At 71.4% G+C, this 23,308-nt stretch carries 26 protein-coding genes and 1 riboswitch; of the genes, 18 read left to right on the forward strand and 8 right to left on the reverse strand.

Going from position 1 to position 23,308, the window contains the following annotated elements:
- Position 1: 1 nt before the first annotated feature.
- Positions 2-877, reverse strand: coding sequence for an alpha/beta fold hydrolase (locus I4Q55_RS14275; RefSeq protein ID WP_206788175.1), 876 nt, complete (start codon positions 875-877; stop codon positions 2-4).
- Positions 878-1,012: 135 nt separating this feature from the next.
- On the opposite strand from I4Q55_RS14275, the gene I4Q55_RS14280 reads away from it, so the two are divergent.
- Together I4Q55_RS14280 and I4Q55_RS14285 are read left to right on the forward strand one after the other, a co-directional pair.
- Positions 1,013-1,855 (forward strand): crotonase/enoyl-CoA hydratase family protein, encoded by an 843-nt coding sequence (locus tag I4Q55_RS14280; RefSeq protein WP_206788177.1) that lies wholly within the window; start codon positions 1,013-1,015, stop codon positions 1,853-1,855.
- 8 nt (positions 1,856-1,863) lie between these two features.
- Positions 1,864-3,558, forward strand: a complete 1,695-nt coding sequence (locus I4Q55_RS14285) for an AMP-binding protein (protein ID WP_206788179.1) — start codon at positions 1,864-1,866, stop codon at positions 3,556-3,558.
- Positions 3,559-3,702: 144 nt separating this feature from the next.
- Here the strand turns inward: I4Q55_RS14285 and I4Q55_RS14290 are convergent, their stop codons facing one another.
- Entirely contained in the window at positions 3,703-4,098 is a 396-nt protein-coding gene (locus I4Q55_RS14290) for a hypothetical protein (protein WP_206788181.1), read from the reverse strand.
- 23 nt (positions 4,099-4,121) lie between these two features.
- On the reverse strand, positions 4,122-4,625 hold the full coding sequence (locus tag I4Q55_RS14295) for a hypothetical protein (RefSeq protein WP_206788183.1): 504 nt from the start codon (positions 4,623-4,625) through the stop codon (positions 4,122-4,124).
- A 274-nt stretch (positions 4,626-4,899) separates the two neighbouring features.
- On the opposite strand from I4Q55_RS14295, the gene I4Q55_RS49150 reads away from it, so the two are divergent.
- From I4Q55_RS49150 to trxA, 8 genes are all read left to right on the forward strand, one after another.
- Positions 4,900-5,106, forward strand: a complete 207-nt coding sequence (locus I4Q55_RS49150) for a hypothetical protein (RefSeq protein WP_242545985.1) — start codon at positions 4,900-4,902, stop codon at positions 5,104-5,106.
- 298 nt (positions 5,107-5,404) lie between these two features.
- Entirely contained in the window at positions 5,405-6,025 is a 621-nt protein-coding gene (locus I4Q55_RS14300; RefSeq protein WP_206788186.1) for a CDP-alcohol phosphatidyltransferase family protein, read from the forward strand.
- Positions 6,026-6,114: 89 nt separating this feature from the next.
- Positions 6,115-6,501, forward strand: a complete 387-nt coding sequence (gene gcvH, locus I4Q55_RS14305; protein ID WP_013226819.1) for a glycine cleavage system protein GcvH — start codon at positions 6,115-6,117, stop codon at positions 6,499-6,501.
- A gap of 114 nt (positions 6,502-6,615) precedes the next feature.
- Positions 6,616-7,080 carry a glycogen accumulation regulator GarA gene (gene garA, locus I4Q55_RS14310; protein WP_004559567.1) on the forward strand — a complete coding sequence of 155 codons (465 nt, stop codon included), beginning with the start codon at positions 6,616-6,618 and terminating at the stop codon, positions 7,078-7,080.
- Entirely contained in the window at positions 7,077-7,823 is a 747-nt protein-coding gene (locus I4Q55_RS14315) for a MerR family transcriptional regulator (protein ID WP_206788187.1), read from the forward strand. Before garA ends, I4Q55_RS14315 begins: the two co-directional genes overlap by 4 nt.
- A gap of 217 nt (positions 7,824-8,040) precedes the next feature.
- Positions 8,041-8,514, forward strand: a complete 474-nt coding sequence (locus tag I4Q55_RS14320; RefSeq protein WP_004559569.1) for a bifunctional nuclease family protein — start codon at positions 8,041-8,043, stop codon at positions 8,512-8,514.
- Between the two features lie 195 nt (positions 8,515-8,709).
- On the forward strand, positions 8,710-9,105 hold the full coding sequence (locus I4Q55_RS14325) for a MerR family transcriptional regulator (protein WP_206788188.1): 396 nt from the start codon (positions 8,710-8,712) through the stop codon (positions 9,103-9,105).
- Between the two features lie 11 nt (positions 9,106-9,116).
- Positions 9,117-9,452 (forward strand): thioredoxin, encoded by a 336-nt coding sequence (gene trxA / locus I4Q55_RS14330; protein WP_242545986.1) that lies wholly within the window; start codon positions 9,117-9,119, stop codon positions 9,450-9,452.
- Here trxA and I4Q55_RS14335 read toward each other — a convergent pair.
- Entirely contained in the window at positions 9,433-10,065 is a 633-nt protein-coding gene (locus I4Q55_RS14335) for a TetR/AcrR family transcriptional regulator (RefSeq protein ID WP_242545987.1), read from the reverse strand. The genes trxA and I4Q55_RS14335 overlap by 20 nt on opposite strands.
- 279 nt (positions 10,066-10,344) lie before the next feature.
- Here I4Q55_RS14335 and I4Q55_RS14340 point away from each other — a divergent pair, with 279 nt between their 5' ends.
- On the forward strand, positions 10,345-10,923 hold the full coding sequence (locus tag I4Q55_RS14340; protein WP_033260631.1) for a MerR family transcriptional regulator: 579 nt from the start codon (positions 10,345-10,347) through the stop codon (positions 10,921-10,923).
- Between the two features lie 42 nt (positions 10,924-10,965).
- Positions 10,966-11,064, forward strand: a riboswitch (glycine riboswitch).
- A 172-nt stretch (positions 11,065-11,236) separates the two neighbouring features.
- Entirely contained in the window at positions 11,237-14,122 is a 2,886-nt protein-coding gene (gene gcvP / locus I4Q55_RS14345) for an aminomethyl-transferring glycine dehydrogenase (protein WP_206788189.1), read from the forward strand.
- On the opposite strand, the gene I4Q55_RS14350 is transcribed toward gcvP, so the two are convergent.
- On the reverse strand, positions 14,111-14,302 hold the full coding sequence (locus I4Q55_RS14350; protein ID WP_206788190.1) for a LuxR C-terminal-related transcriptional regulator: 192 nt from the start codon (positions 14,300-14,302) through the stop codon (positions 14,111-14,113). The two genes, gcvP and I4Q55_RS14350, sit on opposite strands and share 12 nt — an antisense overlap.
- 12 nt (positions 14,303-14,314) lie before the next feature.
- Positions 14,315-14,674, reverse strand: coding sequence for a hypothetical protein (locus I4Q55_RS14355; RefSeq protein WP_206788191.1), 360 nt, complete (start codon positions 14,672-14,674; stop codon positions 14,315-14,317).
- A 58-nt stretch (positions 14,675-14,732) separates the two neighbouring features.
- Here I4Q55_RS14355 and I4Q55_RS14360 point away from each other — a divergent pair, with 58 nt between their 5' ends.
- Both I4Q55_RS14360 and I4Q55_RS14365 read left to right on the forward strand, forming a co-directional pair.
- Complete coding sequence (locus tag I4Q55_RS14360) at positions 14,733-15,668, forward strand: NAD(P)-dependent oxidoreductase (protein WP_206788192.1); 936 nt, start codon at positions 14,733-14,735, stop codon at positions 15,666-15,668.
- Entirely contained in the window at positions 15,665-17,839 is a 2,175-nt protein-coding gene (locus I4Q55_RS14365) for a glycosyltransferase family 2 protein (protein ID WP_206788193.1), read from the forward strand. The genes I4Q55_RS14360 and I4Q55_RS14365 overlap by 4 nt, the downstream gene beginning before the upstream one ends.
- Here the strand turns inward: I4Q55_RS14365 and I4Q55_RS14370 are convergent.
- The gene (locus I4Q55_RS14370; protein ID WP_206788195.1) at positions 17,769-18,266 is read right to left on the reverse strand and encodes a GtrA family protein; all 498 of its coding nucleotides are present in this window, start codon (positions 18,264-18,266) and stop codon (positions 17,769-17,771) included. The two genes, I4Q55_RS14365 and I4Q55_RS14370, sit on opposite strands and share 71 nt — an antisense overlap.
- 139 nt (positions 18,267-18,405) lie before the next feature.
- Between I4Q55_RS14370 and I4Q55_RS14375 the strand changes: the two genes are divergently transcribed.
- On the forward strand, positions 18,406-19,560 hold the full coding sequence (locus I4Q55_RS14375; protein WP_206788197.1) for an NAD-dependent epimerase/dehydratase family protein: 1,155 nt from the start codon (positions 18,406-18,408) through the stop codon (positions 19,558-19,560).
- A gap of 40 nt (positions 19,561-19,600) precedes the next feature.
- Here the strand turns inward: I4Q55_RS14375 and I4Q55_RS14380 are convergent, their stop codons facing one another.
- Positions 19,601-19,960 (reverse strand): nuclear transport factor 2 family protein, encoded by a 360-nt coding sequence (locus I4Q55_RS14380; RefSeq protein ID WP_206788199.1) that lies wholly within the window; start codon positions 19,958-19,960, stop codon positions 19,601-19,603.
- 161 nt (positions 19,961-20,121) lie between these two features.
- Here I4Q55_RS14380 and I4Q55_RS14385 point away from each other — a divergent pair, with 161 nt between their 5' ends.
- The 3 genes from I4Q55_RS14385 (at position 20,122) to I4Q55_RS14395 (ending at position 23,308) form a co-directional block, all read left to right on the forward strand.
- A complete protein-coding gene (locus I4Q55_RS14385) occupies positions 20,122-20,925 on the forward strand; it encodes a helix-turn-helix domain-containing protein (RefSeq protein ID WP_206788200.1) in 804 nt (267 codons plus the stop codon).
- 40 nt (positions 20,926-20,965) lie between these two features.
- Entirely contained in the window at positions 20,966-21,745 is a 780-nt protein-coding gene (locus I4Q55_RS14390; protein WP_206788201.1) for an aldo/keto reductase, read from the forward strand.
- A gap of 81 nt (positions 21,746-21,826) precedes the next feature.
- A complete protein-coding gene (locus tag I4Q55_RS14395; RefSeq protein ID WP_206788202.1) occupies positions 21,827-23,308 on the forward strand; it encodes a hypothetical protein in 1,482 nt (493 codons plus the stop codon).

The raw sequence follows: 23,308 nt of genomic DNA on the forward strand, positions 1-23,308 counted from the left end.
CTCAGTCCCGGTAGCAGCTCGCGGCGAAATCGCGGATCGCGTCCGACAGCCGGGTCGGGTCGAACCGCAGCTCGACCGGGCTGCGGGCCTGGACGAACTCCGCCTCCGGCATGTCGACGGCCAGGGTGTCCGCGTCGCCGAAGGGGTGGATCGGGTCGTTCTGGTGGCCGATCACCAGTGCCCGGGTCGTGATCTTGCGGCGCACCGACTTCGGCGGCGCGATGCGGCCGAACAGCACCCCGTGCAGCAGCGCCGCCATCGGGGCCGGGCGCTGGGAGAGCGTGTCCGTCACGACGTCGACCCACTGGTTCCCGTGCGGGACCACCGACGCCGCCAGCGCCACCGCCTGCACCGTGAACGGCAGGAAGCGGGCCGCCATCAGCAGCGGGGCGAACGTGACCAGGCCCGCGACGATCGCGTTGTCCAGCACCGGCATCTCGACGATCAGCCCGCGTACCCGCGCCGGCGCCTGCACGGCCACCTCGAGCGAGACGTTCGCGCCCAGTGACGTCCCCCCGATGACCGCCGAGCCGACGTCGAGGTGGTCCAGCAGGGCCAGGGTCTGCTCGGCGAACGACGGCATCGAGTACAGCCACGACTCGGTCGGCCGGTCGGAGTCGCCGTGGCCGAGCAGGTCGAGGGTGATCACGCGGAAGCCGGCGTCGGCCAGCCTGCGGGCCAGCGGGGCGTGCATCCGGCGGGTGAGCATGATGCCGTGGGTGAGCACGACGACCTGGTCGCCGCTGCCGAACTCGGTGTACCAGAGCCGGTGGCCTTCGTGGTCGAAGGAACCGGTCAGCTCGATCGGGCGGGAGGCCCGCCGGGACGGTGCGGACGCCGGTTCGGGCTCGATCGCGGTCGCGCTGGCCGGGCTCATGTCCCACCGTCCTCCCCGTGTCGGCGTCGGTTCTTTCAGGAAAGCATCCCCCGACCAGGTTGGCACAGTGACACAGGGGGGCAATTGACAAGGTGCCAATGGCGGGTCGCCGCGGGCATGGGTCAAGATGACCCTATGACCGCTACTGCTGACAGTCTGCCCGACCTCGTCTCCCTGAAGGTCGACGTCGACGGCCATGTGGCCGAAGTGACGCTCCTCGGCCCGTCCAAGGGCAACGCGATGGGCCCGGACTTCTGGCGCGAGCTGCCGCTGGTGTTCCGCGCGCTGGACGCCGACCCGCAGGTCAGGGCCGTGGTATTGACCGGCAGCGGCAAGCACTTCTCCTACGGCCTCGACCTGCCGGCGATGATGGGCGACTGGGCGCCGATGCTGGGCGGTGACAGCCTGGCCGGCCCGCGGACGGCGTTCCTCGACCAGATCCGGTCGCTGCAGGCGGCGGTCAGCTCGATCGCGGAATGCCGCAAACCGGTCGTCGCGGCCGTTTCGGGCTGGTGCATCGGCGGCGGGGTCGACGTCGTCGCGGCCGCCGACGTCCGGCTGGCCAGCGCCGACGCCAAGTTCAGCGTCCGCGAGGTGCGCGTCGCCATCGTCGCCGACCTCGGCAGCCTGCAGCGGCTCGCCTCCATCGTCGGCGAGGGGCACCTGCGGGAGCTCGCCCTCACCGGCAAGGACATCGACGCCGCCCGCGCCGAGAAGATCGGCCTGGTCAACGACGTCCACGAGAACCAGGAAGCGCTGCTGAAGGCCGCGCGCGAGCTCGCCGGCGAGATCGCTGCGAACCCGCCGCTGGTGGTGCAGGGTACGAAGCAGGTACTGGCGGCGAACACCGAGCGCCAGGTCGCCGACGGCCTCCGGTACGTCGCCGCCTGGAACTCGGCGTTCCTGCCCAGCAAGGACCTCGGCGAAGCGGTCCAGGCCTTCATGGAGCGCCGCCCGCCGGAGTTCAAGGGCGAATAGGAGGCAGCGTGCACGTCCACCACGCGTTCCGCGTCGCGCGGGACTACCTGCAGACCCACCGCGAGGACTACGACACGGCCTACCGCGACTTCGCCTGGCCGGAGTTCGACGAGTTCAACTGGGCGATCGACTGGTTCGACGTCGTGGCGCACGACCCGGACAACGCCGAGCGGTACGCGCTGTGGATCGTCGAGGAGGACGACCGCGAGAACCGCTGGACCTACCCGGAGATGTCCGGCCGGTCCAACCAGGTCGCGAACTGGCTGCGCACGCTCGGCGTCCGGCGCGGCGACCGGCTGATCCTCATGCTGGGCAACCAGGGCGAGCTGTGGGAGACCATCCTCGCCGCGATCAAGCTCGGCGCGGTGATCATCCCGGCGTCGACGCTGCTCGGCCCGGCCGACCTGACCGACCGCGTGGAGCGCGGCGCCGCCAAGCACGTCGTCGTCCGCTCGGTGGACGCGCCGAAGTTCGACGGCGTCGAGGGGGACTACACCCGGATCGCGGTGGGGGAGCCGGTCGAGGGCTGGCACGCGTACTCGGCCGCGTTCGCCGAGTCGCCGGAGTTCACCCCGGACGGCCCGACGCGGGCCGCCGACCCGCTGCTGCTGTACTTCACCTCCGGCACGACGGCGAAGCCGAAGCTGGTGCAGCACACGCACGTCTCGTACCCGGTGGGCCACCTGTCCACGATGTACTGGATCGGGCTGCAGCCGGGGGACGTCCACCTGAACATCTCCTCGCCCGGCTGGGCGAAGCACGCGTGGAGCAACTTCTTCGCGCCGTGGAACGCCGAGGCGACGGTGTTCCTCTACAACTACAGCCGGTTCGACGCGGGCGCGCTGATGGCGCAGATGGACCGGTGCGGGGTCACGAGCTTCTGCGCGCCGCCGACGGTGTGGCGGATGCTCATCCAGGCCGACCTGACGGCCCTGCGCCATCCGCCGCGGAAGGTGGTGGGTGCCGGCGAGCCGTTGAACCCCGAGGTGATCGACCAGGTCGAGAAGGCCTGGGGCGTCACCATCCGCGACGGCTTCGGCCAGACCGAGAGCAGCGTGCAGATCGCGAACACGCCGGGCCAGGACGTCGTGCCCGGCTCGATGGGCCGCCCGCTGCCCGGCTTCGTGGTCGCGCTGGTCGACCCGGTCAGCGGCGAGCGGGCGGCGGAGGGCGAGATCTGCCTGGACCTCGCCCACCGGCCGGTGGGCCTGATGACGGGGTACGCGGACGACGACGAGCGCACGTCGGCGGCGTTCGCCGGCGGCTTCTACCACACGGGTGACGTCGGCTCGATCGACGAACGCGGCTACATCACCTACGTCGGGCGCACCGACGACGTGTTCAAGGCGTCGGACTACCGGATCTCGCCGTTCGAACTGGAGAGCGTCCTCATCGAGCACGAGGCGGTGGCCGAGGCGGCGGTCGTCCCGGCCCCCGACCCGATCCGGCTCGCGGTGCCCAAGGCGTACGTCGTGCTGGCGGCGGGCTTCTCGCCGGACGCGGAGACCGCGCGGTCGATCCTGGCGTACTGCCGCGAGCACCTGGCGCCGTACAAGCGGATCCGGCGGCTGGAGTTCGCGGAGCTGCCGAAGACGATCTCGGGCAAGATCCGCCGCGTCGAGCTGCGCGGCCGCGAGAGCGACCCGGCCCGGGGCGCGGGGACCGAGTACCGCGAGGAGGACTTCCCCGACCTCAAGTCCTGACGGGCCCGGCTCAAGCGCCCCAATGTGGCCTTGGTTGCGCTCAACGCACCGAAGGCCACATTGGGTGCGTTGGACGCACCGAAGGCCACATTGGGTGCGTTGGACGCACCGAAGGCCACATTGGGGCGCTGGGGGCCGGGTCGATCAGGTGCGGGTGCCCTCGACCTGGCGGCCGTCCTCGGTGGAGCACGCCGTCACCGGGTCGTTCGGGCCGCTGCCGCACGTCCACTCGTCGACGACGACCGGGCCCGGGCCGTCGGCGTCGTTCGCCTCGGCCGGGGTCAGCTTCGCGAAGTAGTCCTTCAGGAGCTTCGTCGCCGCGGGGCAGTCGACCTTGCCGTGCGCGACGACGGCCGTCTTCGCGCCGCCCGTGCCGGTGACGTCGCCGCACGGCACGCCGGGCGCCGTCGACCCGGCCGCCGCGGCCGCGGCCGGGACCGGCGGCTCGGACGACGGCGCGGCGGGCGCCGGCTCGCTGCCGCAGCCGGCCAGCGCGGCGGCCGTGGCGACGAGCAGCAGGGGGTAGGCGAGTGTCTTCAAGGCCCCTCGGGATCGGATCGGACTCATTCGGACGGCACGACGGCGGCGAAGACCGTCTGCTCGCCCTTGGTGCAGGTGGTGCCGCCCTGCGCGGCGGGTGGCCCGGAGGTGCACAGCCAGCCGTCGACGGTCTCGTTCACCGCGTCGTTCGAGCCGGCGCCCTGGCGCCCGGCGATCTTGCGGTGGAAGTCGCCGACCAGCTTCGTCGCCGCGACGCAGCTGACACCGGCGGCGCCGCTGTCGAAGACGTAGAGCGTCAGCCCGCTGGCGGCGGTGACGGGACCGCACGCCCCGGGCACCGACGGCGGTGGACCGGACGGCCGCGTCGCCGGGGCGGGCGCGGACTCGCTGCCGGTGCCGCCGGGCGGAGGCGGCGGGGTGCCGGTCGGCGTCGTCGCGGACGCCGGGGTGGTGCCGGACGGCGGGGCCGGGGGAGCCTGCGCGGCCGGATCGCCGGAGCAGGCCGCGAGCAGGGGCAGGGCGAGGCAGGCCACGAGCCACGTCCTCGTGGTGGTCGGGTGGGGCACCGCGATCCTTCCTCCCCGGGTCGGTCCCCGTGGAGCCACGGGTGTGCCGGAGATTACAACAGTGCCCCGGCGGCCCGGTCCGGTGGCCGCCGGAATTATGTCCACAATGGACGATTAACATTCCGTTCACGCTCCGAAACCTCCCGCTGTCATCAAGAATCGATCGGTCTAATTCCGGCCGTGACCGTTAACAATCCGGCCGCGTGCGCCGAAGATCTTGGTGGAGGCTGACGAGCTTCCCGTCCCCGACAACCGTCCCGAATCCGTGAGAGCGATGAACGCCGACGCTGTGAGCACCGAAGAACCGTCCAGTCCGCCGACCGTCCCGAGCACCGTGGTCTGGTGCTGCGGCCGCCCGTACGTCCTCGAGGGAAGCGCCGGCCGGGCGCGGTGGATGGGCACTGACTACCGAGGCCGTCCCGAGTCGCTGAGCAGCGCGGAGCTGCAGCGCCGTGGGTGGAGCCACCGCCGCGCGAGCTGAAGGTGAGGCCGGGTCATGGGGGTGGCCCGGCTTTCCCGATCGGCCTGCGGGGGAGGGCCTGGGGCGAGAATCGCCTGGTGGTGTGCATGGCCTGGTGGCGGGTTTGGTGGCGAGCTGCCGCCGGATGGCCTGGGGCCGGAGTGCCGCAGGTTCGGCGCCGGCCGCGACCTGCGCTTCGACGCTCGGGTGGCGCAGCCCCTGCACCCCGCGTCCCGGTTCCCGGCCGGCGCACGCTCGGCAACCCGAACCGCGCCGCACCACCGGGCGCCCCACCGGCGCCCCGCTGTTTAATGGCCCCGTGAGCACAGCCGCCCCCGAACCCGCCGCTCAGGCTGGGCCCGCCGCCGAGCCCTCGCTGCTGCGGCAAGCCCTGAACGTCCCCAACATCCTCTCCCTGCTGCGGCTGGCCGGGGTGCCCGTCTTCCTCTGGCTGCTGCTCGGCCCGCGAGAAGACGGCTGGGCGCTCGCCCTGCTCGTCTTCAGCGCCCTGACCGACTGGCTCGACGGCAAGCTCGCGCGCTGGCTCAACCAGATGTCCCGGCTCGGGCAGCTGCTCGACCCCGCCGCCGACCGGCTCTACATCCTCGCCACCCTCATTGCCTTCCTCGTCCGCGACATCATCCCGTGGTGGGTCGTCGTCCCGCTGGTCCTGCGGGAAGCCGTGCTCGGCGTCTGCGTCGTCACCCTGCGCCGCCGGGGGTTCGCGCCGCCCGAGGTCACCTACATCGGGAAGGGGGCCACCTTCGTCCTGATGTACGCCTTCCCGTTCCTGCTGCTCGCGCAGGGGGGCTCCGACGTCGCCGCGGTCGCGCGGCCGATCGGGTACGCCTTCACGATCTGGGGTGCCGTCCTCTACGTCTGGTCCGGTGTCCTCTACGTCGTCCAGGCGCGCAACGCGCTGCGCGGTACCACCCAGTGAGCTTTCGCCGGGTCGTGGCGGGCGGCTGCGCCGTGTGGGTGTAAGACTTCGCCCAACACTTCCAGTGAGGGCATGAAAGGGGACCGGCGGTGTCCGCTCCTGAAGAGCTTCGCTACACCGAGGAACACGAGTGGGTCGCCACCCGCGGCGAGGACACCCTCGTGCGCGTCGGCATCACCGAGTACGCGCAGGACCAGCTCGGCGACGTCGTCTTCGTCGACCTGCCCGACGTCGGCAGGCAGGTGAGCGCGGGCGACGTCTTCGGCGAGGTCGAGTCGACCAAGAGCGTCTCCGAGCTGTTCGCGCCGGTCGACGGCGAGGTCGTCGCGGTCAACGACGCCGTCGCCGACTCGCCCGAACTGATCAACAGCGATCCCTACGGCGAGGGCTGGCTGATCGAGATCCGGCTCGACGACCCGGCGGGCCTGGAAGCCCTGCTCGAAGCCGAGGCGTACGACGCCCTGACCAAGGGCTGAAGCCCGCTCCGCCGGTTCGGGGAGCCGGGGCTCGGAGAATCGATCAGGCACGGTACGTTGGCAGCTACACGTTCTTGAGTACTGGCAACACAGCATGTGTGGAGGAGAGCTCAGGTGAGCACGAACGACGGGCCCGGCGGCGTTCCCCCGGAGCAGTCTCCGGAGCGGACCTCTGTCTTCCGGGCCGACTTCCTGGCCGAAGCCGAAGGTCGCGAGCCCGCCCCGGAAGCCCCGGTCCAGGGTGTCGACGCCCTGCCGCCGGGTTCGGCGCTGCTGGTCGTGAAGCGCGGGCCGAACGCGGGTTCGCGGTTCCTGCTCGACCGCGACACCACCAGCGCCGGGCGGCACCCGGACAGCGACATCTTCCTCGACGACGTCACCGTCTCCCGCCGGCACGCCGAGTTCCGGCGTGAGGGCGGCGAGTTCGTCGTCATCGACGTCGGCAGCCTCAACGGCACCTACGTCAACCGCGAGCCGGTCGACCAGGCGGTGCTCGCCGGCGGCGACGAGGTGCAGATCGGGAAGTTCCGCCTGGTCTTCCTGACCGGCCCGGGGCACGGGGGCCAGGGGGCGCAGTGACGGCGGCCGGACGGCCACAGAACCACGGACTGAGCATCGGGGCGGTCCTCGCGCAGCTGCGCGGGGACTTCCCCGATGTCACCATCTCCAAGATCCGGTTCCTCGAAGCGGAAGGCCTGGTCACCCCGGGCCGGACGCCGTCGGGGTACCGGCAGTTCGCCGCGGCGGACGTGGAGCGACTGCGGTTCGTCCTGGCCGCCCAGCGGGACCACTACCTCCCGTTGAAGGTCATCAAGGAGCAGCTGGACGCGGCGGACTCGGGTGCCGGGCCCACCGCGGCCCTGCCCCGCCCGCCGCGCCGGCTGGTGCCCATCGACGTGACGGCGGAGAACGTCGGCCTGCCCGTGGCGGACGACTTCACCGCGGGCAAGGAGCTGCGCCTGACCCGGGAGGAACTCCTGGAGCAGGCCGGCATCGACGCGCCCGTGCTGGCCGAGCTGCAGCAGTACGGCCTGGTCCGGCCCGGTCCCGCCGGGTTCTTCGATCCGGACGCGGTGCTGGTCGCGCGGACGGTGAAGGCGATGACCGAATTCGGGATCGAACCGAGACACCTGCGTGCCTTCCGCGCCGCGGCCGACCGCGAGGTCGGGTTGCTGGAGCAGATCGTGACGCCGGTGTACCGGCACCGTGACCCGGAGGCGAAGGCACGCGCCGACGAGGTGGTGCGGGAGCTCGCGGCACTGTCCGTGACCCTGCACACGCTCCTCGTCAAGGCGGGAATCCGCGGCGTCGCCGGGTGTTGATCGATAACGGGGCAGTGAGATCCTCTTTGCGGTCCCATGTCAATGACTGAATGTTCGGCACCGCATGCCGTACCGTGAAGGCACGGGTTTGCGGCAGGCGAACCGAGAGAGTCCGGACAGCGAGCACAGCGCGCGGATGACGGGTAGCGTCGAGGAGTGAGGGCGTGAAGCCGGTTCAGCGCTGCAGCCCGTGTGCACGGGAGGGAGGCGAAGCCCGATGAGCGAAATGCGCGTCGTCGGTGTGCGGGTCGAGCTGCCCGCGAATCAGCCGATCTTGTTGCTGCGGGAAACCGAAGGTGAACGGTACCTGCCGATCTGGATCGGCTCGGTCGAAGCCACCGCCATCGCCTTGGAGCAACAGGGGGTCCGCCCCGCCCGTCCGCTCACGCATGACCTGCTGAAAGAGGTCATCGGAGCGCTCGGCCGGGAACTCGAGCAGGTCGTCATCACCGACCTGAAGGAAGGCACGTTCTTCGCGGAGCTCGTGTTCGACGGCGACATCCGGGTGTCCGCCCGGCCGAGCGACTCGGTCGCGCTGGCCTTGCGGATCGGGGTCCCCATCCACGCCGTGGACTCGGTGCTGGAGGAAGCCGGCCTGATCATCCCGGACGAGCAGGAGGACGAGGTCGAGAAGTTCCGCGAGTTCCTCGACTCCGTGTCGCCCGAGGACTTCCGGGGCGCCGACACGTAAGGGGGCGCGGAGCCTGGGCGAGGTGTGCTCGCGGAGAGCGCTCACCCGGAACTCCTCGCCGTGTCTTCTGGGGGTGCAACCCCCAGACCCCGCCCGGGGGCACGCCCCCGGACCCCCGCGTCCTCCCGCGGTAAGGCGTTTCCCTTGCCTTGGGAACTTGCCTTGACGCGCACGTCAACGTCTAGCGTCGAGGGCATGCGGATCGGAGAACTGGCGCAGCGCACGGGTGTCACCACCCGTGCGCTGCGGTTTTACGAGGACCAGGGCCTGCTCACCGCCCGGCGCTCGGCCAACGGCTACCGCGAGTACGGCGAGGACGACCTCCAGCTGGTCCGGGAGATCCAGACCCTCCAGACGGTCGGCCTGACCCTCGAGGAGACCCGCCCGTTCGTCGAGTGCCTGCGCAGCGGCCACGAGACCGGCGACTCCTGCGCGAACTCCATCGAGGTCTACCGGCGCAAGCTCGAAGAAGCCGACGCCCTCCTCGCGCGGCTCGGCGGCATCCGCGGCGAACTGGCCGCGAAACTCGCCGCCGCGCTCGCCCGGCAGGCGCCCGATCCGTGTGTCGTGCCCGAATCCCCGCGCCCGTGAAGGAGCCGGCCATGTCCGAAATTGCCGAAGTCACCGACAGCACCTTCGCCGAAGTGCTCTCCAGTGACGTCCCCGTGCTGGTCGAGTTCTGGGCCACCTGGTGCGGCCCGTGCCGGATGGTCGGCCCGGTGCTCGCGCAGCTGGCCGCCGAGCGGGACGGCGCCCTCGTCGTGCGCAAGATCAACGCCGACGAGAACCCGGAGACCACCCGCGCCTACCAGGTCATGTCCCTGCCGACCATGATCCTCTTCCGCGGCGGCGAGCCGGTCGAGACGATCGTCGGCGCGTTCCCGAAGGCCCGCATCGAAGAGCGGCTCGACTCCGTTCTCACGGCGCCGTCGCTTTGACGAACGTGTCGGCCAGCTCGCGGCCGTACTGCTCCAGGTCCAGCCCCGGGTCGGCCGCGTAGGCCGTGGCCACGCCGTCGATGGCCTGCGCGATGGACATCGCCATCACCTCGGGCGTGAACTCGCCGAACACGCCCTCGGCCTGGCCCTGCTTCAGCTGGCGGGCCAGCCCGTGCACGCGCAGGTCGTCGACCAGCACCTTCGTCATCACCCAGCCGTCGGCGTCGTCGGCGTTGGCGGCCAGCTCCGTCAGCGCCCGGACGCACTCGGGGTAGGCCCGCAGGAACGCCACCGACGTCTCGATGTGCGCCCGCAGGTAGCCGGGCCGGTCGGCTGGGTCGAGGCCGCCGCCGGTGCGCTCGGCGAGGAACCCGTTCTTCGTCTCGACGACCGTGCTGAGCACGGCCTGCAGCAGGCCGGCCTTGTTCGTGAAGTGGTAGGAGATCAGCCGGGTGCTGCTGAGCCCGGCGCGCTCCTTGATCTTGGCGAAGGTGGTGCGGCGGTAGCCGAGGTCGGCCAGGACGCCGATGGTCGCGCCGATGATCTGCGCCCGGCGGGCGGCCTCGGTGACGCTCAGGCCCATCTCGGCCATGATGTCGGGGTTTACTTGCATGAGTAAAAAATTACTCGGCTGAGTAAAAGACGTCAAGGGGTTTGAATCGCGCCGGAGTGGGGTACGGCGAACGGCGCAAAGCCTCAGCCGACCGCCTGAGCTTGCCGCGCGTCGCGTTGACCGGCACTGTCCGGGCGCTTACCGTCGAAGAAGGGAAATCGCCACGGTGTGATTCACGGTCTGGGGCCGGATCGTGGCGGTTGATCTCCGGCGGGTCCCGCTCCTGGGGCCGTCCGGCTGTCATTCGCCGGCCGCCAGGTCGGGCGAGGGGAGGCTTGCGTGGTCGAGGCTGGTTCCGAGAAGCAGCCTGTCGAGGTCGCGACTGGTGAGCAGGGCGAACTGTTCCCCGACAACTCGCTGCCCGACGAGCTGGTGGGCTACCGGGGTCCGGCGGCGTGCCAGATCGCCGGCATCACCTACCGCCAGCTCGACTACTGGGCCCGGACCAAGCTGGTCGCGCCCAGCATCCGCACCGCGCACGGCTCCGGCTCGCAGCGGCTCTACTCGTTCAAGGACATCCTGGTCCTCAAGGTCGTCAAGCGGCTCCTGGACACCGGGGTCTCGCTCCAGAACATCCGGGTGGCGGTCGACCACCTGCGCGTCCGCGGCGTCCGCGACCTGGCCAGGGTGACGCTGTTCTCCGACGGCACCACGGTGTACGAATGCACCTCGCCGGAGGAGATCGTCGACCTGCTCCAGGGCGGCCAGGGCGTCTTCGGCATCGCGGTCAGCGGCGCGATGCAGGAGATCAGCGGCACGATCCACGAGTTCCCGGCCGAACGCGCCGACGGCGGCATCGTCGAGACGCACGAACCGGACGAACTCACCCAGCGCCGCAACGCCCGCAAGACCGGTTGATCACCGCCGCGGCGGGCAGAGTAAGGTTCACCGTGCGGTCGACGAATCCGCGCGGGAGAGTCCGAGCCACACCTTGAGCTCGGCGCCGAAGGAGCAAGTCCTCCCCGGAACCTCTCAGGCACCCTGGACCGCGCGGACGAGACGCCTCTGGAAAGCGGGTCGTCAGGACACAGCCTGATGGCCCCGCCGACGGTGCAAGCCCGGCTCAACCTGCGGGCGAAACTCTCAGGCGCCTCCCAGGAGGTACGGACAGAGTGGGGAGGGCCAGGACACCGCCGTCCCGGTCCAGCCCCGCTGTCCCCAGGAGGCCATCGTGGATCCGTCACTCGCCTCCCTCGAACAGGGCATTCCCTTCGCCGACCGGCACATCGGGCCCGGACCGGACGAACTCCGGCACATCCTGGACGTCGTCGGCGTCGCCTCGCTCGACGAACTCGCCGAGCGAGCCGTTCCCGCGTCGCTGCGGGCCTCCGCCGAGCCGCTCGAGCTGCCGCCCGCCGCCTCCGAAGCGCAGGCCCTCGCCGAACTGCGCGCGCTGGCCGCCCGGAACCGGCCGACCGCCGCCATGATCGGGCTCGGCTACCACGACACCGTCACCCCGCCCGTCATCCGGCGGAACGTGCTCGAAAACCCCGCCTGGTACACCGCCTACACGCCCTACCAGCCGGAAATTTCCCAAGGGCGGCTCGAAGCGCTGCTCAACTTCCAGACCATGGTCGCCGACCTGACCGGGCTCCCCGTCGCCAACGCCTCCCTGCTCGACGAGGCCACCGCCGCCGCCGAGGCGATGACCCTGGTGCGCCGGGCCGGGCGGGCGACGTCGAATCGGTTCGTCGTCGACGAAGACACCCTGCCGCAGACCCTCGCCGTGCTCCGCACGCGAGCCGAGCCGCTCGGCATCGAACTCGTCGTCGAAGACCTCTCCCAAGGGCTGACCGGGCTCGGCCTGGGCGGTGACTTCTTCGGCGTGCTCCTGTCCTACCCGGGCGCGTCCGGCGCGGTCCGGGAACTCGACCTCACGATCGGCGAAGCCAAGAAGCACGGCGCGGCCGTCATCGTCGCCGCCGACCCCCTCGCCCTCACCCTGCTGCGCCCGCCGGGCGAGCTCGGCGCCGACGTCGCCATCGGCTCGACGCAGCGGTTCGGCGTCCCGCTCGGCTTCGGCGGGCCGCACGCCGCCTACCTCGCCGTGCGGAAAGGCCTCGAACGGCAGTTGCCCGGCCGGCTGGTCGGCGTCTCGAAGGACGCCGACGGCGCGCCCGCGTACCGGCTCGCCCTGCAGACGCGCGAGCAGCACATCCGCCGCGAGAAGGCGACGTCGAACATCTGCACCGCGCAGGTGCTGCTCGCGGTGATGGCGTCGATGTACGCGGTCTACCACGGGCCCGAGGGCCTGCGGGCGATCGCGCTGCGCGCCCACCGGATGGCGACGGTGCTGGCGGCCGGACTCTGCGAAGGCGGCGTCGAGGTCGTGCACGGCGAGTTCTTCGACACCGTCGTCGCGGCCGTGCCGGGCCGGGCGGACACCGTCGTCGCGGCCGCCCGCGACCTCGGGATCTCCCTGCGCCGGATCGACGCCGGCCACGTCGGCGTCGCCTGCGACGAGACGACCACGCGTGAGCGGCTTTCCTGCGTCTGGAAGGCGTTCGGCGTCTCGGTGTCCGATGTGGACGGCCTCGACGCGGACACCGCGGACGCGCTCCCGGCCCCGCTGCGGCGCACGAGCGAGTACCTCACCCACCCCGTCTTCCACGCGCACCGCTCGGAAACCGCCATGCTGCGCTACCTGCGTGCGCTGGCGGACTCCGACGTCGCTCTCGACCGCAGCATGATCCCGCTCGGCTCGTGCACCATGAAGCTCAACGCCACCGCCGAAATGGAGCCCGTCACCTGGCCGGAGTTCGCCGGCCTGCACCCGTTCGCGCCCGCCGAAGACGCCGCCGGGCTCCTGGACGTCGCCGCCGACCTGAGCGCCTGGCTCGCGCGGATCACCGGCTACGACGCCGTTTCCCTGCAACCCAACGCCGGCAGCCAGGGCGAGTTCGCGGGCCTGCTCGCCATCCGCGCCTACCACCGCGCCCGCGGCGAGCACGCGCGAGACGTCTGCCTGATCCCGGCCAGCGCGCACGGCACGAACGCGGCCAGCGCGGTGATGGCGGGCATGCGCGTGGTCGTCGTCCGCTGCGACGACGCCGGCAACATCGACCTGGCCCACCTGCGGTCCACAGTGGACTCCCATGGCGATGACCTCGCCGCGATCATGCTCACGTACCCGTCGACGCACGGCGTCTACGAAGACACCGTCGGCGAGGTGTGCGCGGCGGTGCACGACGCGGGCGGGCAGGTGTACGTCGACGGCGCCAACCTGAACGCGCTGATCGGCGTCGCGCAGTACGGCCGCTTCGGCGCCGACGTCTCGCACCTCAACCTGCACAAGACGTTCTGCATCCCGCACGGCGGCGGCGGGCCGGGCGTCGGCCCGATCGGGGTCCGCGCGCATCTGGCGCCGTTCCTGCCGAACCACCCGCTGCAGCCCGCCGCCGGCCCGGCCACCGGAGTCGGCCCGGTCAGCGCGGCGCCGTGGGGCAGCGCGTCGATCCTGCCGATCTCGTGGGCGTACGTCCGGATGATGGGCGCCGACGGCCTGCGCCGCGCGACGCTCGTCGCGGTGGCCAACGCGAACTACGTCGCCCGCCGCCTCGCCGGCCACTACCCGGTGCTGTACGCCGGGCGCGAAGGCCTGGTGGCGCACGAATGCATCCTCGACCTGCGGTCGTTGACGAAGGCCACCGGCGTCACGGTCGACGACGTCGCGAAGCGGCTGGCGGACTACGGCCTGCACGCGCCCACGATGTCGTTCCCGGTCGCGGGCACGCTGATGGTGGAGCCGACGGAGAGCGAAGACCTGGCCGAACTCGACCGCTTCTGCGCCGCGATGATCGCGATCCGCGGCGAGATCGACCGCGTCGCGGCGGGGGAGTGGCCCCTGGAGGCGTCACCGCTGCGGCAGGCCCCGCATACGGCGCGGTGCGTCGCGGGGGACTGGAACCGGCCGTACAGCCGCGAGACCGCGGTGTTCCCGGCGGGGGTGACGGCGGCCAAGATCTGGCCGCCGGTCCGCCGCATCGACGGCGCGGCGGGCGACCGGAACCTGGTCTGCTCGTGCCCGCCGCCGGAGGCGTTCGCTTCAGCTCCGTGAGAGGCGGACGATCAGCTCGGCGCGGCTCGCGATGTCCAGCTTGCGGTAGATCTGCTGGAGGTGCTTCTGCGCCGTCCGCGGGCTGATGCCCAGGTGCCGGGCGACCTCCCGGTCGGTCGCCGCCCGCGCCACCGCCTCGGCCACCTCGCGTTCTCGCACGGTCAGCACTTCCAGGGGCACGCCGGTGAGCGGCTAGACCGGCGGGTGCTCCTCGCGGGCGAACGCCTGGGCCACGTGCGGGGCCAGCAGGTCGACCAGCGCGCGCTCGCGGGCGGAAAAGCCGGGCCGGGAGCGGTTGAACGACAGGATGCGCCCGTGGCGGTCGTCGACCTGGATCACGCACGACAGCTGGTCGGCGGTGCCCCGCGGCCGGTAGAAGTCCGTGTACAGCGGCAGGGCACGCAGCGTGCGCCGGTCCGCCAGGTCGCTCAGCGCTGCCGACGTCCCCAGTGACAGCCGCCCGTCCCGGTGGGCCACGAACGTCGGGTGCTGGTGGGCCTGCGCGCGGAACTCCGGGAGGCGCAGCAGGTTGTGCTCCGGACGGGCGGCCATACGCAGTTCTGCGTACGCACACTGCGGGCGCACAGGAACGGGAGGTAGGTTGACGCCCATGGCGAATGGGCACGGTCCTGATCGGACGTCCGTGGTCGTGACCGGCGGCAGCGGCTTCATCGGCCGGGCCGTCGTGCGCGCCCTCCGCGACCGGGGCGTCCCGGTCACCGTCGTCGACCGGGTCCCGTTCCCGGAAACGCTCGACGGCGCGCGCGTGGTCGTCGGTGATCTCCGGGAGGCCGCCGTCCGCGAGCAGGCCGTGGACCGGGGGACCGTGGGCATCGTGCACCTCGCCGGGCTGACGTCGGTGCTGAAGTCGGTCGAGCTGCCCGAGGACACCTTCGCCGACAATGTCCTGGTCACCCAGGAACTGCTGGAACTCGCCCGCCGCCACGAGGTGCCCACGTTCCTGCTCGCCTCGACCAACGCGGTGATCGGCAACGTCGGCGGCGCGACGATCACCCCGGACCTGCCGCTGCGGCCGCTGACGCCCTACGGCGCCACCAAGGCGGCGTGCGAAATGCTGCTGTCGGGCTACGCCGGCGCGTACGGCATGACGACGTGTGCGTTGCGGTTCACCAACGTCTACGGTCCGGGAATGTCCCACAAGGACAGTTTCGTGCCGCGGATGATGCGAGCCGCGCTGACCGGCGGCGGGGTCAGGATCTACGGCGACGGCCGCCAGCGCCGCGACCTCGTCCACGTCGACGACGTCGTGCGGGCGGTCCTGCTGGCCCTCGGCAGCGGCTACTCCGGCCGCGCGATCGTCGGCGCCGGGCGCTCGGTGTCCGTGCTGGAGATGGTCGAGGCCGTGCGCGAGGTGACCGGCGCCGAGCTGCCGGTGGAACACGTCGAAGCCCCGGCCGGCGAGATGCCCGCGGTCGTCGTCGACGTCTCGGCGAGCGCGGAGACCATCGGCTACCGGCCGGAGGTCTCGCTCACCGACGGCCTCGTGACGGCGTGGAAGTACTTCTCCGGCCTCGAAACACCGTGAAGGTCTTTCTCAAGCGGCACTGGCTGCTGCTCCTGCTGCTCGTCCCGGCGATCACGCTCCGCGTGCTGACCTGGCTGGCCTACCGCCCGGCACTGCTGTTCATCGATTCCTTCCGCTACATCGACAACCTGCACGCCCTGCGCGCCGACCAGCTCAACCCGATCGGCTACGACCTCGTCCTGCGGCCGCTGCTGGCGGTCGGCGGGCTCGCCTGGGTCGCCGCGGTGCAGCACGTCGGCGGCGTGCTGATCGCGATCGGCCTGTACAAGCTGGTCCTGCGGCTGGGCGGCCGGCCGTGGGTCGGCGCGCTCGCCGCGGCGCCGGTACTGCTCGACGCCTACCAGCTGCAGATCGAGCAGAACATCATGTCCGAGGTGACGTTCGAGGCCGTGCTCCTCGGGCTCCTCTGGCTGCTGCTCGGCTGGGGCACCCCCGGCTGGAAGCGGGCCGGCGCGGCCGGCCTGCTGCTCGGCTTCGGCGTGCTGACGCGGCTCATCGGCATCTCGCTGGCGTTGCCGCTACTGGTCTTCCTCGTCGTCGCCGGGGGAGCGTGGCGCCAGTGGGCGGGCTGGCGCCGGGCCGGCGCCGGCCTCCTGGGACTGCTCGCCGTCCTGGTCCCGTACTCGGCGCGACTGCATGCGGAGACCGGGAAGTGGGGGCTCAGCGGGCCGTCCGGGAACATGCTCTACGGCCGGACCGCCGCCGTCGCCGACTGCGCGAACCTCCACCTCGACCCGACGCTGATGGTGTTCTGCCCGGCCGAGCCCCGCGAAACCCGGCTCGTCGACAACTACACCCACGCCGACCTCGACCCGAACTGGCCGGGCCCGCTGCCGCCGGGCGCGGACAAGACCGCCTTGGCCCACGAGTTCGCGATCGGTGTCCTGAAAGCCCAGCCCGGCGACGTCGCCGGAGCGATCCTGGACGACTTCGCCAAGAGCTTCGCCTGGACGCGCGAGCAGGACCCGACCGACGTCCCCCTGGACCGGTGGCAGTTCCAGCTGACCTACCCGCAGTGGGCCGACCAGTCCCTGATCGACCTGGTCACGCTGCAGAACGACGGCGTCGTCGCGAACGTCGACCAGCCGCTGGCCAAGATCCTCCGCGACTACCAGCTCGGCGGCGGGTACGTCCCCGGCGCGGTGCTCGGCATCGGCGCGCTGCTGGGCCTGCTGACGGTGTTCCGGCGCAAGAAGCCCCCGGACCGGGCCCGGGCCGGGGCGCTGCTCGCGGCGTCGAGCGGGCTCCTCCTGCTGTTCGCCTCGGCGGTGTTCCAGTTCTCCTGGCGCTACCAGCTCCCGGCGCTCGTGCTCCTGCCGGTCGCCGGGGCGCTCGGCTTCACGACCCTGACGTCGGCGAGCCGGAAGCGGCTCGCCGCGTTCCCCGACGACGTCGACTCCGGCGCCCTCGACGACTTCCGGGGCCGGCACCCGGAGCTGAAGCTGGCGCCGCTGACCGTCGTCATCGCCGCCTACAACGAAGCCGGCGGCATCGGCGAGGTCCTGGAGAAGATGCCCGACGAATGCCTCGGCATGCCGGTGGACGTCCTCGTCGTCGTCGACGGCGGCACTGACGACACGGCCGCGATCGCCGAGGCGCACGGCGCGTACGTGTGCGTCGCGCCCCGCAACCGGGGCCAGGGCGCCGCCCTGCGGCTGGGCTACCACCTCGCGGCCGAAGCCGGCGCCGAGTACGTCGTCACGACCGACGCCGACGGCCAGTACGACAACAGCGAGCTGGAGGCCCTCGTCCGCCCGGTCGTCGACGGCACCGCGGACTTCGTCACCGGGTCCCGGCGGCTCGGGCACGAGGAGGCCGACAGCCGCGTCCGGTGGCTCGGCGTGCGGGTGTTCGCGGTGCTGGCGTCGGTGCTGACCGCGCGGCGGATCACCGACACGTCGTTCGGCTTCCGCGCGATGCGGGCGGAGCTGGCCTGCGCGGTCCCGCTGCGCGAACCGCAGTACCAGTCGTCGGAGCTGCTGCTCGGCGTCACCGCCCGCGGCGCCCGGGTCGTCGAGCTGCCGATGAGCATGCGGCTGCGCAAGGCGGGCAAGAGCAAGAAGGGCGGCAGCCTCGTCTACGGCGCCAACTACGCCCGCGTCATGACCGGGACGTGGTGGCGGGGGTACGTGCTGCGCCGCGGCCGAACACGAGCCGGTCGAGCAGGGTGAACTTGACGGCGAACACCAGCGCGTAACTGGCGACGTACGCGCCGTCGACGAGCACGACCCACCAGAAGTGCGGCAGCGCCAAGGGCGTCAGCAGCGAGCCCGCGAGGGTTGTCAGGCCGATCGACGCGAGCCCGCCGAGCCCGACCACCGCGAGGTAGGGCAGCAGCTCGCGCCGCACGCGCGGCCGCCCGGTGCGGCCCCACACCCAGCGCCGCGTGACCACGAAGTTCAGCACCGCGCCGGCCGCCCAGGCCAGCGTGCTCGCCCAGGCCGCGGCGCCGCCGGTGGCGAGCACGGCGAGCAGGACGATCTGGCTGAGGACCGTGGCCGCGACCGACGTCGTCGCGGCGCGCGCCAGCCGGGCCCAGCCGCGGCGGCGGGTCTTCTCCGCCGTGCGGGGCCGCACGCCGTTGGTTACGGTCGTCATGCCCCCATCCTCCCCGCGGGCCGGCCGCGCCGCCGTCCGACCCCCTCACGCATAGGAGATTCACAGGTCATTGCCAGGTCTTCATCAGCACGTGATCTATAGCGTTCGTGTGGCGTAAACGAGCAGGAAAGGCGGCACAATGCGTGTGCTGGTTCTCGGCGGTGACGGATATCTGGGCTGGCCGACCGCGCTGCACTTATCGGACAAAGGTCACGAGGTGGCTGTTCTCGACAATTTCGCGCGGCGCGGGTACGACGCCGAGCTCGGTGTCGAGAGCCTGGTCCCGATCGAATCCCTCACCGACCGCATCGCCGCCTGGCGCGAGGTCTCCGGCCGGACGATCACCAGCTACGAAGGCGACCTCCTCGACGCGGAGTTCCTGTTCGAAGCGGTGCGCGACTTCGCGCCGGACGCCGTCGTCCACTACGCCGAGCAACGGTCGGCGCCCTATTCCATGATCGACCGCGAACACGCGGTGTACACCCAGCACAACAATGTGATCGGCAACCTGAACCTGCTGTACGCGATCGCGGAGATCAATCCGGCGATCCACCTGGTCAAACTGGGCACGATGGGCGAATACGGCACGCCGAACGTCGACATCGAAGAAGGCTGGCTGGAGCTGGAGCACAACGGCCGCCGCGACCGGGTGCTGTTCCCGAAACGGCCGGGCTCCTTCTACCACCTGACCAAGGTCCACGATTCCCACAACATCGAATTCACCTGCCGCGCGTGGGGCCTGCGGGCGACGGACCTCAACCAGGGCGTGGTGTACGGCCAGCAGACGCCGCAGACGGCGCTCGACCCGCGCCTGGCGACCCGCTTCGACTACGACGCGGTGTTCGGCACGGTGCTGAACCGGTTCGTCATCCAGGCGGTGCTGGGCCAGCCCCTGACGGTGTACGGCAAAGGCGCGCAGACCCGCGGCCTGATCGACATCCGCGACACCGTGGAGTGCATCCGCCTGGCCGTGGAGAACCCGGCTTCGGCGGGGGAGTTCCGGGTGTTCAACCAGATGACCGAGAGCATGTCGGTTTCGGCCATCGCGGACCTGGTGGCCGACCGGTTCCCCGGCCCGGTGCAGATCGAGCAGCTGGAGAACCCGCGCACGGAAGCGCCGGAGCACTACTACAACGTGAAGCACACCGGGCTGGTCGGGCTGGGGCTGGAGCCGCACCTGCTGTCGGACACGCTGATCGAGTCGATGTTCGACATCGTGGGCGCCAACAAGCACCGGGTGAACCCGGAGAAGCTGCGCCCGACGGTCCGCTGGCGGGGCGCGCTGAAGGGCTAGCCGCCGTGGGGGCTCCCGTCTCGGAGCCCCCACGGTCCGCTCAGCCGGGCAGCTTGTCGAGAAAGCCGTGCACCTCGGCGATCTTCCCGTCTTCGAGTTCGACGACGTCGAACCCGATGGCGACGGGCTCGGCACCGGGCGTGCCGAGGTACCACTGGAAGCGGGCGAGGTGGTGGTGGGCGTCCGGCTCGGCGGGGAGGCTGAAGGCCAGGCCCCCGAACTGCGCCTGGGCCCCGGCGACGAACCGGTCGATCCCGTCGTGCCCGCGGACGGCGCCGAGCGGGTCGGTGTAGCCGGCATCGGCGGTGAAGACGTCGGCGACGAGGGCCCGGCGCTTGTCGGCGTCGGTCTCGTTCCAGACGGCGAGGTACTGCTCGACGAGGGTGCGGACGTCGGTCATGGGGAGTTCCTTTCGTTGGGGGACAACGGGTTCGCCGTCATCCGGTGCTGGGACCGACCTTGGCGGACGAGTGGCGGCGCGTCGATTACGCGAGAGGTAATGCCGGGCCATTACCCCGGAAGTAATGGCAGCCACCGCGTGATCGCCGTAGCGTCGCTTCCGTGACGACTACGGTGCAGGCGCGGCAGCGGCCCGTCGGGGAACTGCTGCGGGAATGGCGCGACCGCCGCCGGATCAGCCAGCTCGACCTGGCCATCTCGGCCGACATCTCCACCCGCCACCTCAGCTTCGTGGAAACCGGGCGGTCCAAGCCGAGCCGGGACATGGTGCTGCGGCTCGGCGAACACCTCGACGTCCCGCTGCGGGAACGCAACCGGCTGCTGCTCGCCGCCGGGTTCGCGCCCGCCTACACCGAGACCGCGCTCGCCGAGCCCGAGCTGGACGCCGTCCGGCAGGCCGTGCGGCAGCTGCTCACGAGCCACGAGCCGTACCCGGCCGCCGTCGTCGACCGGAACTGGGACCTCGTCGACGCCAACGCCGCCGTCGGTCTCTTCGTCGCCGGCATTCCGCCCGAGCTGACCACCAACGTGCTGCGCGCCACCCTGCACCCCGGCGGCATGGCCCCGCACATCCGCAACCTGGGGGAGTGGCGCGCCCACCTGCTCGGCCGGCTGCGGCGCCAGGTCGGCCAGACCGCGGACCCGGGGCTCGACGAGCTCCTCGACGAGCTGCGCGGGTACCCCTGCGACCAGCCGGTGCCCGAGGTGGAGGTCCCCGGACCGGGTGACATCTTCGTCCCGCTCAAGTTCCGCCACGACGGCACCGACCTCACGTTCTTCAGCACGGTGGCCACGTTCGGCACCCCGCTGGACGTCACCGTGGCGGAACTGGTGATCGAGTCGTTCTTCCCGGCCGACAGCGCGACGGCGGCGTATCTGCGCGAGCGGGCCGCGCGGGTGGGATGATGGGGGTCCGCGCAGCATCCGAAGTGAGGATCACCGGTTGATGGCCGTCCCGCCTTCGCTCGCCCTGTCCGTCGGAGTCCGCATCCCCCAGCTGCTGTTCGGCGTCGCCGGCCTGTCGCCGTCCGAAACCGGCCGGGCCGTCCGCATCGCCCTCGACACCGGTTACCGCGGCATCGACGCGACACCGGGTACCGAGCCGGCGGTGGGCGCGGTGCTCGCCGCCGCCGACGTGCCCCGTGAAGACCTCTTCGTCAGCGTGCACGTGCCCGCCCAGGGCTACGACACCGCCCGCCGCGCCGCCGACCAGGCGCTGGCGGCGCTGCAGCTCGAGCGCGTCGACCTGTGCCTGCTGGACGGCACACGGGGCGCGTTCACCGACACCTGGCGCGCGCTGAGCCGGTTGCGCGCCGACGGCCGGGCCCGCGCGATCGGCGTCGCCGGCTTCGGCGTCTCCGAGCTGCGCCGGCTCGTCGACGCGACCGGCTCGGTGCCCGCGGTCAACCAGGTCGAGCTGCACCCGTGGCTGCAGCAGCTGCCGCTGCGGGAGTTCCACGGCGAGCGCGGCATCGTCACGGCCGCCGCCAGCCCGGCCGCGAACGCGGCGCTGCTGTCGGACGAGACGGTCACCGCGCTCGCCGCCAAGTACGGCAAGACCCCGGCCCAGATCGTGCTGCGCTGGCACCTGCAGACCGGCACGGTCGCGGTGGCCGCGTCGGCGACCACGACCCGGATCCGGGAGCACTTCGGGATCTTCGACTTCGAGCTGGCCGACGACGACCTCGCCGTGGTGGCCGAGCTCGACAACGGCACGCGGGTCTAGCGCCGCTACGGCACCAGGCTGCCCGAAGGTACGCCCATTCGGACCTCTTCACCGCGGACCTGGCAGGCGCAAGGTTGACCCGTGGCCATACGCGCACAGCCGGCGACGGAGACGCCCGCCGGGCCCGGCGAGATTCGTGCTCACCGGGCCACGGCGCGCATACGCGGGCCGGCCGCGGCCGAGGTGCGGAGCCTCCAACGGGAAGCGGGCAACGCGGCGGTGTGCGCGCTGCTGGCGTCGGGCCCGCCACGCGCCCTGCAGCGCACGGGTGTGCCGGTAACCGTCTCCCGAATCGAAGACGACAAGATCAGGGCGGACCTGGCGGCCATCGAGCAGCAGAAGCTTCCGCTGAAAGATCTGCTCGGCAAGCTCACGGAACTGGTGGCCGGCCAGTCCGCGGACGCCGATGCGATGAATTTCCTCGGCTCCGCGAAGGCCGAGGCCTCCTGCCGGCAGCTGGGCGGGCCTCGTCTCCGGCTCGCGCTGCGTGCCGCGCTCGCCAAGCACCGCGGCACGGCGTGGCGGGACTTCGTCGCCGCGAACAACAAGGAACTGGGCGAGCTGGGCGCTGAGTACGTGGACCAGATCGCCACGATCCTCGCCCATCTGGGCGGCCCCGCCGACCTGGACCTGCCCGAGGGCAACCCGCGGCCCGCCTTCCTCGCCCTGGAGGACCTTGCCCGGAGAATCGGCAAGCTGCTCGACACCGACGTCACCCGGCTGGGCGAACGGGCCGTCGAAGAGCTGAACAGCTACGCCATTCCGGACATCGCCAAGGTGCTCGGCCTGCTCCAGAAGGCGGGCCGATTGACCGCGCTGGCGACGCACGCCGAGGTGCGGCCGCTCGTCGCGAAAGCCATCAAGGCGTTCCAGGACCCGAACAGCATCACCGACGCCGACCTCGGCGAGAAGTTCATCCACAAGGAACAGCTGAAGCAGTTCCGGGCCACGTTCCACCCCGTCGAGGACAGCTTTCTCGAGGCCTTCAAGAAAATGTGCGGGGAACTGGGCTGTGCGCCCGAGCACATGCTTGCCGTCATGTTGTCCGAGACCGCGGAACCCGTCGGTGGCCGAGGTCCCTTCAAGGCCGTGGTCATCAATCCGGCGGCGGGCACCGGGGAGAAGGGCGCGGCCGGACTCAACCAGATGATGCCCGGCACCCAGGAAGCCCAGGGGTTCACCCGTGGCTCGCGCGCCTTCCGGGACCTGACGGCAACGGACCAGTTGCAGTACACCCGGAAGTTCTTCGCGCCGGTGATCGGCAGGCTGCGCACTCCCGGCTTGATCTACGCGTGGAACTTCCAAAGCAGCGAAGAGAAGTTCAAGGCGGCCCTGTCCGGCGGTGCGATCGTGAAGAAAGGGGACAGAGCCTACGACGACAACGCCGCCAACCTCGATCTGACGGGGAAGGGCTCGATCACGCTCGAAGATCTCGAGACGCTGGCGAGAAGGCATGTCCCCGACGCGACGCGAGTCCTCAACACCCTTGAGGAGCGGGCGAAGAAAACAGCCGCCGCCGCGGACGCGGGAACCGGTCGCGACCAGCCCGGCGTCGTCCCGTGA

The sequence above is a fragment of the Amycolatopsis sp. MtRt-6 genome, from assembly GCF_017308975.1.
Taxonomy (GTDB): domain Bacteria; phylum Actinomycetota; class Actinomycetes; order Mycobacteriales; family Pseudonocardiaceae; genus Amycolatopsis.